Below are 12,552 nucleotides of genomic sequence, written 5' to 3' on the forward strand. Positions count from 1 at the left end.
TAAAGGTGAAAGTTTAAAACCATTACTAATTAAACTATTTATAATTTTTACATTCTCTATTTGATTTGGATTATTTTGAATTATTGTATAAATTTTAGAGTAAATATCAAGATTAATAGAATCTAGTAATTGCTTATCATTAAAAATTTTATTAAGTGAATCTATACTTGGTTCTTTTTTATAATCTACTTTAACACCTAAATTAGAAAAGTTGTTTCTTAAAACAGTATTTAAATAATCTTGTATTAAAATTGAATTTTCACCAGTTACAGTTGTATTTCCAATATTAGTTTTATAAGTGCTTATATTGATATCATTTGAGGAATAAAGTGGTACATAAGTTTTTTTTGCATAAGGTTGTTTTAATGAAAAAGATAATATACCAGCTAAGGCTAGACCTATGATAGCTATTATAGCGAGTGTTATATATGTTTTTTTAGTTGCATACATTTTCTTTCATCCTTTCTTTTAGTTATTTATAATCTTGGAATTAAATGCTATATAAATTCAATATACTCTCAAATTATGACAAATGTAAAACATCTTTAAAGATTGAATATATAATATACTAAAATTTATGGATAATGGTATAATTAGTAAAATGTAATTTGATAGAAAGATTTGCAGATGGGGGAAAGTATGATTTATTTAATTATTGGTTTTAATATTTTAGTTACTATATTATCCTTTGTAGGAAGTATGTCTATGCTGGGTAAGGATAAGATGTATTTAGCATTAGCTCTTTCAATAGCTATATTTATATTATTAATGGTTATCACAGGACGAATATATGAAAAAAGAAAAAATGGAATTAAGAAAAAGTCTAAAGAGGGAAGTAAATTAGGTGTTTTAGGAGAATGTGGTTGTGATGCTTTAGAATGTATTGATTGTGATGGAGTTGATGGTTTAGATATATTTAATATATTTGATTGGTGCGATTAATGGACAAGAAGCAGTTTATAATATTTTGTGGAGTGATAGCACTACTGAATTTAATATCTATAGGATTTCTAATCAAAAAAGATATATTTCCTTGCCATAAAAAAAAGAACGTTGTTATAAATTTATGCAAAATAGTGAATATAGAATCTGTAGCAGGTGTGTTAGTATTCTTTTAGGTGTGATGATGATTTTATTTTATCCAATAATTGAATTGGAAATCAGTATTATAGGAGGAGCTATTAATACCTTACTTATGCAAGTTCCAATGTTTCTTGATGGATATACTCAGCTTAGGAAAGTGAGAAAAAGTAATAATTATCTTAGAACGATAACAGGTTTTATATCAGGATGTGGAATTTCTATAGGGTTATATTCTGTAATGATTTTAATTTTTGATATTTTTTTCAGTTTATAAATAGTAAGAAACTTTTATAGTTAGGATAATAGCTATAAAAGTTTTTTTGTTTTAAATATTAACTAGAAGTTAGAAAAAAGTGAATGAAGAGTTAAATTATGATAAAGCATATAAAATACTTATTAATAGGTCTATACTTATTAGAGGAAATAGGGGGATAAAATATGAAAGATTTAAAAAAAGTATTTTTAAGGTTAATGGGTGGATTTATTTTATGTGCAAGTTCAACGGTTTTTATGCTTAATTCAGGTTTAGGATTATCACCTTGGGATGTTTTTCATCAAGGGGTTTCAGAGAATATAGGAATTACTCTTGGGACGGCAAGTGTTCTAGTTAGTATTTTACTTTTGGGTGTTGGAGCAATTCTTGGGCAAAAACTTGGACTTGGGACTGTGTTAAATATGATTATAATAGGGCCTATTATAGATTTTATTATATATATAGATATAATTCCAAAGTCTACGAATATTTTAACAGGTAGTATTATGATGATAATAGGAATGCTTACTATGGGATTTGGATGTTATCTTTATATAGGGTGTGGGCTTGGCTGTGGACCAAGAGATGGAGTCATGATAGCACTTAGCAAAAAGTTTAATATGCAAATTAAAGTTATAAGAGGACTTATAGAAGTTACTGTCTTAACTTTAGGATTTATTTTAGGGGGAAGTGTAGGTCTTGGAACATTTATATCTGCAATAGGTCTAGGGTATTGTCTTCAATTTGTATTTAAGCTTAAAAAATTTGAGGTGGAAAAAGTTATACACAAATCATTGAAAGAGAGTTTGGTAGGTTAAGAAGTAAATGGGATAAATAGAAAAAACTTTAATTACGAGTTAATATATTTTTAAGAGATGTGTAAAAGCTTCTCTTTTTTTATTTATCAAAATACGATTTTTCTGATATACTACTAGCAAAGTTAGAAAAAGTTTAGAAAACGGTCTACAAACTAAGGAGAGAAGATGAGTAAAAGATTACTAGAAAAAAACTATAACTGCCACTTTGAACTTACATTAGATATTATAGGTGGAAAGTGGAAGCCTATAATTATGTATTATATAGGTGAAAAAAAGGTATTAAGATATGGAGAACTTAAAAAGTGTATACCAAGCATTAATGAGAGAATGCTTACAAGACAATTAAGAGAACTTGAAGAGGATAAACTTATAAATAGAGAAGTATATAGGGAAGTTCCACCAAGAGTTGAATATTCATTAACAGAGGTTGGACAAACTGTTATACCTGTTTTGAACTCACTAAGAAATTGGGGACTTACATATAATGATATTTATAAAGTAGTTAATATAGAAAAAGGTTTAAAAGCTTGTGAAGAAGAATAAAAATTTGAAATTAGAAGATACTAATAATAGAAGATTGGTATCTTTTTTTGTGAGATAAAAAGTATTTATAGCAATAAATGGCTTAAAAACTAAATACTTTACTTTTAGTAGGTATAGGCTAAAAATATCGGTACTTGCTTAAAACTTCATAAAAGATATATAATTTATTCATAGACAGAGAGAAAACAAAAGGTAATTTAATATAAATAGAAAATATACAAAAGACGAAAGAGGTAAAAATAATGAAAGAATTTAAATTAAATAATAAAGTAACTCTTAAAAATAAATTTGTAATGGCACCAATGACAGATTGGTCAGCAAATTTAGATTTGACAGTTTCAGATGAAGAGGCACAGTATTATAATGAAAGATCAAAAGAAGTTGGTATGGTTGTTACAGGATGTACTTTCTTTGAAAAAAATGGTCAAGGATTTGATAATGAATTTTTTGCAGGAAGTGATGAGTTTATTCCATCTCTTAAAAAACTTGCAGATTCAATAAAAGATGGTGGTGCTAAAGCTATTCTTCAGATATTCCATGCAGGAAGAATGGGGAATGCTAATGAGCATGAACTTGTAAGTGCTTCAGCAGTTAAAGCAAAGTATAACTTATTTGGACCAGTTGAAAATATGCCAGAGCCAAGAGCTTTAACAAATGATGAAATCTTAGCATTTATAGATGGTTTTTATAATACAGTTAAAAGAGCTATAAAAGCAGGATTTGATGGAGTAGAAATACATGGAGCAAACACATATTTAATTCAACAATTCTTCTCACCAAACTCAAATAGAAGAGATGACATGTGGGGTGGAAATCTTGAAAATAGAATGAGATTACCGCTTGAGATTCTTAAAGTTACAAACAAAGCTAAGGCAGAACTTGCAAATAAAGATTTTATAGTGGGATATAGATTCTCACCAGAAGAAAGAGAAGTTCCAGGGATATCATTAGAGGATACTCTTGCACTTGTAGATAGACTTTCAAATGAGGACTTAGATTATTTAAGTGTTTCACTTGGAGTTTATAATGCAACAAGTATAGCTGATGAAAATGTTATTATAGGTGAAAAATTAATAGAAAAAATAAATGGTAGAAAACCACTTATTGGAGTAGGAATGATTTCTTCAAAAGAAAGTATAGAAGAAGCACAAAAAGTTGGCTATGATATGTTAGCTGTTGGTCATGCACTTGTTACAGATGCAAAATGGCTAAGTAAAACTATGAATGGACAGGTAGCAGAGGATTCTGTGTATAAAGAAAACTTTAGAGAACAATTTATACCAACAAATATGGGGAATGTTTTAGTTAATTCTCAAGGTTGGTTTAAAGTAAAGTAAGAATTGTTTAAACTTAATAAATTGAGTAATTTTAATCGATATAATATGTATCGATTAAAATTATTTGACAAATATGACGACTGGTCATATAATTAAGACATGGATAAGAAATCAATAAAAAAAAGAGAAATAATAGAAAAATCTATAGGAGTTATATTTGAAAAGGGATATAATGGTGCAGGTGTTAAGGATTTAGCAGATGCAGCAGGAATACCTAAAGGTTCTATTTACAATTATTTTTTAAATAAACAAGATTATTTAGAAGCGGTTTTAATTTATTATTATGAAAAGAGTAATGAGGAACAATTCAAAATTTTAGAAGATAAAAATATTGAGCCTTTGAATAGAATTAAAGAATTTTTTAGTTTTTTAATCAATGGACTAGATGAAGAAGATTTTAAAAAGGGTTGTTTACTTGGAAAAATTACGCAAGAAGTTAGTGGTGTAAATGATGAAATAAGAAAAATCACAGAAGAACTTCAAGATAAAATAATAGCTAAAATAGCAATAAATATTAAAGAGGCTAAAGTATTAAAAGTAATAGATTCAAATATTGACGAGTATGTTCTAGCAGAAGGAATATATAATACTTGGCAGGGTACGCTTATAAGACTAAAATCAACAAGAAGAAAAGAAACACTTAATAACTTTTATAGAGTTCTAAATGAAGTTCTACTAAAATAGAACTTTTATTTCAGATAAATCATATGACGACCGGTCATATAGATATTAAAAAGATTAATGGAAATACTAATAATAAATATAGAGAATAAAGGAGAAATTAAAGATGAATTTATCAGAAAAATTAGAGGAATTAGGAAAAAAATCAAGCGAGAAAATGCCAAAAGAAATACAAAATCTTTTTATGGATGCTACTAAGAATTTAAAAGCAACTAGTATTGAAGAAAATGCTTTAAAGGTTGGAGATATAGCTCCAAAATTTATATTAAAAAATGCATATGGAAAAGAATTTACTTCAGAAGCAGTTTTAAAGAATGGACCACTTGTTATTAATTTTTATAGAGGAAAGTGGTGTCCTTATTGTAACTTAGAGTTACAGGAATATAGTGGGGCTATTGAGAAGATAAAAGAACTTGGAGCAACATTTATAGCTATATCACCAGAGCTTCCAGATGAAACTTTTTCAGATAAAATTCCATTTGATATTTTAAGTGATAAAGGAAGTAAAGTAGCAAAAGATTTTAAAATAGTTTTTGAAGTGAGTGAGAAAGTAGAAGGAATTTATAAGAGTTTTGGAATTGATATTGAAAAAAGTAATGGCGATGATAGTCATGAATTACCAATGCCAGCAACATATATTATAGATAAAGATGGAAAGATAGTATTATCATTTGTTAATGCAGATTATACAAAGAGATTAGATGTAGAAACTGTTTTAGATAAATTAAAAGAACTTAAATAAAATTAATTTATCTAAAAAAAGTAAAATAGCAAAAGGACTATATTTAATATGGTAAGATTTTATTCTTACTCATTAAATATAGTCCTTTTATAGTTTTTAGTTATTTTTAAGAATTTTCCTTGATGTATCATTAAGTTCAATAAGTGATATAAGGATTAATTTCTTATCTATGTTATCAATTTCTTTTAAGTAATTTAATTTAGTTTTTGAATTAAATTCATTATTTTTAAGTTTTAAAATTACCTTTTCAAAATATTCTTTATCAGTAGTGCTTATATTATAGGTATCTAGCAGCTTATTTAATTCATAAGCTGTTGTAATAAATGATAGCTTATAATTATGGCGAATAAGATAATTATTATCTAAATTGAGTTTAGTAGATACAACTATATTATTTTTAATAGTTGAATCTATTTGAGAAATTAAAATATAAATAGTGTTTATATAATTATTAAGCTTATCTTTTTCTAATATAATATCTAAATTAGAAATTAAATCTTTTATAAGATTATCAGATACTTCTGTAAGGTTTGCATTTGCTTTAATAGAGTCATATTTAAATAAAAATGAATTTATTAAAAGAGCAATTCCAGCTCCTATCAAAATAAGAACAACCCTTTCTAAGCTAAGTATAAGTGGTGAGCTAGATATACTTGAAAATCCTGAAATTGGACCTCCAATTAAAATAGCAGCGCCAATTGCAGATGAAGTTACACTTATCATTTTCTGTCTATAAGTTATACAGTACATATTAGCATATCCAGCAATAATAACTAAAATCCCTCTAATAGTCATGTTTTTAACTAAGGAGAAAATTATAGCAATAAGAATAGCACCTATTATTGTAGCGATTATTCTATCTTTAGTTTTTGATTTAGTCATTTCAAGAATCGGGCTTGTAAGTGATACAACAGTATACATTATCCATCTTCCTTGATATAAATCAAAGTATTGCATTATGAAACAAGCAATAGAAACAGCAAGTGCTACTCTTATTGAATATGTAAGTTTTATAGAATTAAATTTTATGTTTTTAAGTCCATATATATCATTTTTAATGATATTTGGAGTTTGTTTTATAATATGTGGTTTATTTATTAAATCAAGTGAATCATTTAAAAGTATTACAGCAGATAAAAATTGAAGATTATCAATATTTATGGAATCTGCATAAGTAGTTTTTAAGGATTCGATATATAAATCAAAGTTTTCTTTTTCATATTTTTCAATAGAAAGTTTTAGTATTTTTATCACAGACTTTACATGAATAATCAATTCTATATTAGTTTTAACAGAAGATTTATCTAAAAGTAAGTTTATTTTTTCTATGGCAACTAGTAAATCTAATCTATGTTGTCCATTTGAAGTAATATAAAAATGTTTTGATTTTTTGTCATATATTATATTTTTTAGAGTTAAGCATAGCTTTTCTATATTAGAATTTATCTCAGTAGTAGCTTGTCCATCTTCTAATAATATAACTTTATTAGAAAGTAAATCTATTAGATTAGAAAAAATTTTAGTTCCTGATTTCTCAATTTTATTTTTATTTATTAAGAACTGAGGAAGTATTATACTAATAGCTCCAATAATTAGTGCAAGTAGTCTTAGGGGCATAGCGCTAATAGTTACTGGGTATGCTAGTAGAAATAAATAAAGTAATGTAAATGGTATATACATTGGCGATTTTAGGACATGTCCAAAAGAGTAGCTTATTAAAAATACTACTAAAAAATTTAAAGGTATAGCAATCCATATATGACTTGCAGATATAAATGAGCTAATACCAATTAATATATAAAATCCAATTATTCCAATAGAGTTTCTTTTTATATCACCAGTTAAATCACGACCAAGATACATTAAAAGTCCTGTTATAGACATTACAGCTATAAGAATATTTATATCTCCAAAAACAAATTTGAAGCTAAATATATAAGCCATAATAAAGATAAATAGTATTGTATTATTTATTATTAGTTTTTTCATTTGTTCACCTACTTGTTAAATTTGAAGAAAAAGCATTGAGGAGTATATCATGATAATTCTTTATTAATCAAATTAAATATAAAAATATAAAAATTGAAATGTGAATTTTAAATGAATAAAAATAATAGAATAATTAATATTTAGCTTATTTATTATTAATTATGTGTAGATATATACAAATAGATAATAAAATTGTATTTTAAATTTATTCTTAGAAAAGTTGTGTGATATACTAAGGTAAATATTATTAAATAATAATTATTATTTAATAAAAGGAGAGGTTTTTTTATGCCAACAAGAATAGAGTTGAAAAATTTAGCTAAAAGGCAGCTAAAAGAAGGGAATTATTGGACTTTTGTAATAAACTTTGCGATATATGCAGTCTTAGTAGCAATTATAGGTGGTCTAAAAACAGTTGAAAACTTAAGTTTAACTAGCTCAATATTAACATTATTAGTCTTAGTTCCAATACAGTTTGGATTGTTTTTTACAGCAATCAGAATTACACAGGGGAAATTACATATATGTAGTTTTATGTGCTTTATCTCAAGTGGATTTAGTAAATACATAAAAATTATAGGGCTTGGAATTGTACTTAGTATTATTGTGTCAGTAGGGACTGTATTATTTATTATCCCAGGGATTATATGGGGTTTAATGTTTAGTCAGTCAATTTTTATAATGTGTACAAAAGATTGCACTATATTTGAAGCTTTAGATGAGAGTAGAAATATTATGAAGGGGCATAAGTGGGAGTTATTTATACTTGAGTGGAGTTTTGTTCTTTGGGGAATATTAATAACAATTACAGGTGGGCTTGGAACTATATTTATAGGACCATATATATTAACTACTTTTGCCAATTATTATCGTGAGTTACAACTTGATTATGAAAAGAAGAATTATCAAGGTGGTTACGAAAATAGACAATTTTAAATAGATAGAAGCTAGTGGATTTAATCTACTAGCTTTTATTTTTATATAGATTTGCAATAATAGCGGAACTGTTAGATATATCTAAAATATTTAAAGGTTTATTAAGAAAATTTTTTTTATTTTTATCATACTCTCTAGGGTTATCAAGAAGTTTTTTTATTAAGTTAGTTAGTTTAGGGTCATATAAATCATTGGACTGCTTAAGATTATGTGTGTGATCCCCAAAATTAGTTTTAATTAGGGTATTAACTGTGCTAGTAGATACAATATTAGGTATAGTTGAAAGTCCAAGAGTAATCACGGGAGTTTTTACACAGAGTGATTCAAGTGCAACTCTGCCAGTACCAATAGTCAACCATGAGTTATAGCATAAACTTTTTATGTCAAAAACAGAGCCAATAACAAAAACTTTTTTTTCTTTTGAGCTAGTAGTGTTATTGATTGATAAAGCTAATTTTTCTATTTCAGATCTATAATTTCCATCTCCAGCAATAATTGCAATGATATTAGGATAGTTCTTTTGAAGTATATCAAAAGTTTTAAGAAATTTAATAGCAAGTTTTCCTTTATTAGAGGAAAGTCTACTACAATATAAAATAACTTTTTTATTAGTGCTAAAAATTTCTTTATAATCAGAATCTTTATTTAGTTTATAAACAGATAAATCTTTTTTGAAATTTATAGAGTTTGGAACAATTTTAATATTTGGACTTTCTAGAGTAGTAAAATAAAAGTCATTTACAATACTACTAACAACTATAAAAGTATCAATATATTTTTTAGCTTTTGTAATTAGATTTTTTTTATAGTAAGTACCATGGAGCGTAGCAAAAATTGGTATTGTTATTTTTTTATTTAGAGTTTCACACAATTCAATTTCATAGGGCATATGGCAGTGAATTAAATTTATATTAAATTTATCTATAATTTTTAGAACTTCATCCTTGAAAAACTCTTTTTTAAACCACAATTTAGATTTTAATATTTTAATATTATTTAGCAAGAAAATATCTTCTAAAAGACCACCTTTTGTGAGTACTAAAGTATTTATACCAAGCTTTTTAAAAGATTTAATCATTTCTAGAATATAGGTTTCAGTTCCACCAAGTCTAAGGTTACTTAAAACTACTAAAACATTAAAGTTATAAGTAGTCCTATAAGATAATCCATTTGTATATTTATCAAGTGACCTTATAAGAAAGTTTCTATTTTCAATAAATTTATTTTCAATAAAAAAATTAATTGGATTAGAGCTTGAAAAGTTATTATCTAAATGTAAGTTTTCAGTATAAGGAATTATATTAGTTTTAAAGTAATGAAGAATTAGTGGGATTTTTTCGATTTTAGTATATTTAAGTAGAAGAAGAACAAGATCAAGTTCTGATTTTATAGAAGATTTTAAAAGTATTTTATAAATTTTAAAGAGAAAAGTTTTTTTAAACATAAGCGTATAAATATTAATAGGAATAAACCCAGATTTACAAGAATAGTCAATATATTGGGAAGTTATAAATTGATTTTGAATAACTTCAGAGTCTGGGTTGGTTATCTGAGTTTCTAAACAAGAAGAAATATTTAAAGAATTAGTTATTATAAATTCTGATTGAAGCTCAAGTCTTTTTTTATGAAGTATATCACCACTAGTTATGATGGATAAGAAATCTCCAGTTGAAATTTGAATTATGTTTAAGATATTTTTAAAAATAAAGTTTTTATTTTTAATATAAATTATTTGAATCTTAGAATCGGATAGTATATCTTGATTAGTTATTTCTGCTGTACTTAAAATAAAAGCATCCCAAAGATTTAAACTTTGGGATTTTACACTTTTATATGTTTCACTTAAATAGTCAGACCTAAAATTTATAATTATTAAGCTAATTTTATGCATTATAAAATTTATTCAATAGAAAGCTTTATTAAAATATCTTGGTCGACAGGCTCATAAATAACTTCATAGTCAGTAACACTGCAGTTCTCACCATAATCAGAAGATATTAAGGGGATTTCTACAATGCAAGTTCCATTAGGCACAATAAAGTGATTATTAGAATGAAACAATATAGGTGATTTAGAATCCCAATTATATATATATATACTTCGAAATCTTAGGCGCGCTGTATTATTTTTGTAGGATATTACAAGTTTTGTTGCATCAGTTGGTCTAGTTAGAATCCCTGTTGAAAATTTGTTCATAAATAAATATCACCTCTTAGTCAAATTGATTATTTTATATTCTATTCTTAATGTATTAAAAACTATTCTAAAAGGCATATAAAAAAAATAAAAAAACATATATTGATAGTAGTTCTAATATTACAAAAAAGGAATGAGGCGAGTGACAAGGCGAAGAGAAGATGAATTAGTGAGTATTGTTGTTTCTAATTATAATAATGAAGAATATATAATTGATTGTTTGGATTCCTTAATTAATCAAACTTATCAAAATGTAGAGTTAATAATTATAGATGATTGTTCAACTGATAAAAGTTCAGAAGTTATAGAAAGGTGGGTTAATACAAAAGGGAAAAAAGTATTTGATAAGGGAAAATTAGTATTTTTAAAATTACCTAAGAACATAGGGTTTTCTGGGGCTGTGACAACAGGCTTATTTTTAGCAAGAGGAGAATATTTAGCAATGCAAGATGGTGATGACATCTCTGCTAAAGAAAGATTAACAAAGCAAGTTAAGTATTTAAAAGAAAATCAAGGGATAAAAGCAATAGGAACTAATTATTATACTTTTCAAAATAATATAGAGTCAGCAAAATTGTCAGACTATATTGTATATGGAAAGGAAAATATAAATAAAAGCTTTTATGAGGGGAAAAGTCCAGTTTCATACGGAACATTAATGATTAAAGGTGAGATGTTTGATAAAGTAGGTGGACTTACGAGAAAGATTGATGGAGCAGAAGATTATGAATTTTTAGCTAAATTGATAGGGTATGGAATAGATAATATAAAAGAAGGCCTATATTATTATCGTGAACATGATAAGCAAAGATCTAGAGAATTTTATTCTGAAAAAATTAATAAGAGTAAAATTACAAAAGATAAGCTTAGTGTTTTATTAGTATTAGATCAATTGAATATTGGTGGAACAGAAACACATGTACTATGCCTTGCAAAAGAATTAATAAAGCAAGGGGTTAAAGTTAGTATTCTTGCAGAAAATGGAGAACTTGAATGTGAGTTTAGAAATTTAAATTGTAAAATATATAATATGAAAATGCCTACAACTATAGTTAGAGATACTGCTACTATAAATTCATATAAACAGAGTATTAAAAAAATATTAGAGATAGAACAAACCAATATTGTACATTTACATCAATCACCATCTGGAAGTTTAGTTATGGAAGCAGCTAAAGATAAGAATATACCAATGATATTTACAATACATGGAATGTATTACCATGATATAGTTTCAACAATGCTTAAAACCTGTAATAAAGTTATAAGTGTAAGTATTCCAGTTTTCAAATGGCTTTCAACATTTGGAGTGCAGTCTAGCATAATACCTAATGGAATAAGTTATTCTGATTTTAGTTATGATGAAAAAGGAATTGAAATTAGAAAAAATAATGGACTTAAAGAAAGTGATTATGTTGCAATGTACTGTAGTAGAATGGCATGGGGAAAAATAAAGACATGTGAAAATCTTATAAGGGTATGTAGAGATTTAACTAGAAAAGAAAATAAAGAAATACATGGACTTATAGTAGGTGATGGCCCTGGATTTGAAGAGCTTAAAAAAGTTGGTGATAGAGCTAATAATACGATAGGAAAAGAGATAATACATTTTACTGGTGGTCAAACTGATATACCTAAATATTATAGTGCAAGTGATATTGTTATTGGGACGGGGAGAGTTGCAATAGAGGCAATGGCAGCTAAAAAACCAGTTATAGCAACTGGGAATAATGGATATTTCGGAATTGTAAATGAAAAGAATTTTGATGAGGCTTGGAATATGTATTTTGGGGATCATAATTCAATAAAACCTAACAATGCAATGTATCTTTATGAAGATATGAAAAAAATAAGTGAAAAAGGAAGTAGTTGCTGTTGTCCTGAAAATATCTTTAATAAAAGTATAGATATTTTTGAAATTAAAAATATTACTAAAAAATTAATTGATTTATATTTAGAAGCGTTAGAGTAGGT

General features: G+C 26.1%; 13 protein-coding genes. 9 read left to right on the top strand and 4 right to left on the bottom strand.

Translation table 11 applies throughout. From position 1 onward, the window contains the following. Positions 1 to 450 (bottom strand): hypothetical protein (locus tag Q0V24_RS11950; RefSeq protein ID WP_297521779.1); only part of this gene is annotated, 450 nt, incomplete at its 3' end. A gap of 189 nt (positions 451 to 639) precedes the next feature. Between Q0V24_RS11950 and Q0V24_RS11955 the strand changes: the two genes are divergently transcribed. The 7 genes from Q0V24_RS11955 to Q0V24_RS11985 all read left to right on the top strand — a co-directional run bounded on the left by Q0V24_RS11955 (position 640) and on the right by Q0V24_RS11985 (position 5,457). Beyond that, positions 640 to 942 carry a hypothetical protein gene (locus Q0V24_RS11955; RefSeq protein ID WP_297521780.1) on the top strand — a complete coding sequence of 101 codons (303 nt, stop codon included), beginning with the start codon at positions 640 to 642 and terminating at the stop codon, positions 940 to 942. Positions 943 to 1,066: 124 nt separating this feature from the next. Continuing rightward, positions 1,067 to 1,357, top strand: a complete 291-nt coding sequence (locus tag Q0V24_RS11960) for a DUF2085 domain-containing protein (RefSeq protein ID WP_297521782.1) — start codon at positions 1,067 to 1,069, stop codon at positions 1,355 to 1,357. A gap of 164 nt (positions 1,358 to 1,521) precedes the next feature. After that, a complete protein-coding gene (locus tag Q0V24_RS11965) occupies positions 1,522 to 2,154 on the top strand; it encodes a hypothetical protein (RefSeq protein WP_297521784.1) in 633 nt (210 codons plus the stop codon). Between the two features lie 165 nt (positions 2,155 to 2,319). Further along, positions 2,320 to 2,697 (top strand): helix-turn-helix domain-containing protein, encoded by a 378-nt coding sequence (locus tag Q0V24_RS11970; protein WP_297521786.1) that lies wholly within the window; start codon positions 2,320 to 2,322, stop codon positions 2,695 to 2,697. A gap of 242 nt (positions 2,698 to 2,939) precedes the next feature. Then, a complete protein-coding gene (locus Q0V24_RS11975; RefSeq protein ID WP_297521788.1) occupies positions 2,940 to 4,034 on the top strand; it encodes an NADH-dependent flavin oxidoreductase in 1,095 nt (364 codons plus the stop codon). Between the two features lie 99 nt (positions 4,035 to 4,133). Continuing rightward, positions 4,134 to 4,718, top strand: a complete 585-nt coding sequence (locus Q0V24_RS11980) for a TetR/AcrR family transcriptional regulator (protein WP_297521790.1) — start codon at positions 4,134 to 4,136, stop codon at positions 4,716 to 4,718. Positions 4,719 to 4,821: 103 nt separating this feature from the next. Beyond that, positions 4,822 to 5,457, top strand: coding sequence for a peroxiredoxin-like family protein (locus Q0V24_RS11985; protein ID WP_297521792.1), 636 nt, complete (start codon positions 4,822 to 4,824; stop codon positions 5,455 to 5,457). A gap of 96 nt (positions 5,458 to 5,553) precedes the next feature. Here Q0V24_RS11985 and Q0V24_RS11990 read toward each other — a convergent pair whose 3' ends face one another. Next, a complete protein-coding gene (locus Q0V24_RS11990; RefSeq protein WP_297521794.1) occupies positions 5,554 to 7,446 on the bottom strand; it encodes an FUSC family protein in 1,893 nt (630 codons plus the stop codon). Positions 7,447 to 7,734: 288 nt separating this feature from the next. On the opposite strand from Q0V24_RS11990, the gene Q0V24_RS11995 reads away from it, so the two are divergent. Beyond that, positions 7,735 to 8,382, top strand: a complete 648-nt coding sequence (locus Q0V24_RS11995) for a DUF975 family protein (RefSeq protein WP_297521796.1) — start codon at positions 7,735 to 7,737, stop codon at positions 8,380 to 8,382. Between the two features lie 28 nt (positions 8,383 to 8,410). Here Q0V24_RS11995 and Q0V24_RS12000 read toward each other — a convergent pair whose 3' ends face one another. Together Q0V24_RS12000 and Q0V24_RS12005 are read right to left on the bottom strand one after the other, a co-directional pair. Beyond that, positions 8,411 to 10,273: a glycosyltransferase gene (locus Q0V24_RS12000; protein WP_297521798.1), complete on the bottom strand. Its 1,863-nt coding sequence runs from the start codon at positions 10,271 to 10,273 to the stop codon at positions 8,411 to 8,413. 8 nt (positions 10,274 to 10,281) lie between these two features. Then, positions 10,282 to 10,578, bottom strand: coding sequence for a hypothetical protein (locus Q0V24_RS12005; protein ID WP_297521800.1), 297 nt, complete (start codon positions 10,576 to 10,578; stop codon positions 10,282 to 10,284). Positions 10,579 to 10,711: 133 nt separating this feature from the next. Here Q0V24_RS12005 and Q0V24_RS12010 point away from each other — a divergent pair, with 133 nt between their 5' ends. Beyond that, positions 10,712 to 12,550, top strand: a complete 1,839-nt coding sequence (locus Q0V24_RS12010) for a glycosyltransferase (RefSeq protein ID WP_297521802.1) — start codon at positions 10,712 to 10,714, stop codon at positions 12,548 to 12,550. Positions 12,551 to 12,552 lie beyond the last annotated feature (2 nt).

Source organism: uncultured Clostridium sp., assembly GCF_947039605.1.
GTDB lineage: Bacteria > Bacillota > Clostridia > Clostridiales > Clostridiaceae > Sarcina.

Bases quoted from the DNA above. Each gene is read 5' to 3' on its own strand.
- Q0V24_RS11955 (WP_297521780.1), top strand. From the start codon at position 640: ATGATTTATTTAATTATTGGTTTTAATATTTTAGTTACTATATTATCC.
- Q0V24_RS11960 (WP_297521782.1), top strand. From the start codon at position 1,067: ATGCAAAATAGTGAATATAGAATCTGTAGCAGGTGTGTTAGTATTCTT.
- Q0V24_RS11965 (WP_297521784.1), top strand. From the start codon at position 1,522: ATGAAAGATTTAAAAAAAGTATTTTTAAGGTTAATGGGTGGATTTATT.
- Q0V24_RS11970 (WP_297521786.1), top strand. From the start codon at position 2,320: ATGAGTAAAAGATTACTAGAAAAAAACTATAACTGCCACTTTGAACTT.
- Q0V24_RS11975 (WP_297521788.1), top strand. From the start codon at position 2,940: ATGAAAGAATTTAAATTAAATAATAAAGTAACTCTTAAAAATAAATTT.
- Q0V24_RS11980 (WP_297521790.1), top strand. From the start codon at position 4,134: ATGGATAAGAAATCAATAAAAAAAAGAGAAATAATAGAAAAATCTATA.
- Q0V24_RS11985 (WP_297521792.1), top strand. From the start codon at position 4,822: ATGAATTTATCAGAAAAATTAGAGGAATTAGGAAAAAAATCAAGCGAG.
- Q0V24_RS11990 (WP_297521794.1), bottom strand. From the start codon at position 7,446: ATGAAAAAACTAATAATAAATAATACAATACTATTTATCTTTATTATG.
- Q0V24_RS11995 (WP_297521796.1), top strand. From the start codon at position 7,735: ATGCCAACAAGAATAGAGTTGAAAAATTTAGCTAAAAGGCAGCTAAAA.
- Q0V24_RS12000 (WP_297521798.1), bottom strand. From the start codon at position 10,273: ATGCATAAAATTAGCTTAATAATTATAAATTTTAGGTCTGACTATTTA.
- Q0V24_RS12005 (WP_297521800.1), bottom strand. From the start codon at position 10,578: ATGAACAAATTTTCAACAGGGATTCTAACTAGACCAACTGATGCAACA.
- Q0V24_RS12010 (WP_297521802.1), top strand. From the start codon at position 10,712: ATGAGGCGAGTGACAAGGCGAAGAGAAGATGAATTAGTGAGTATTGTT.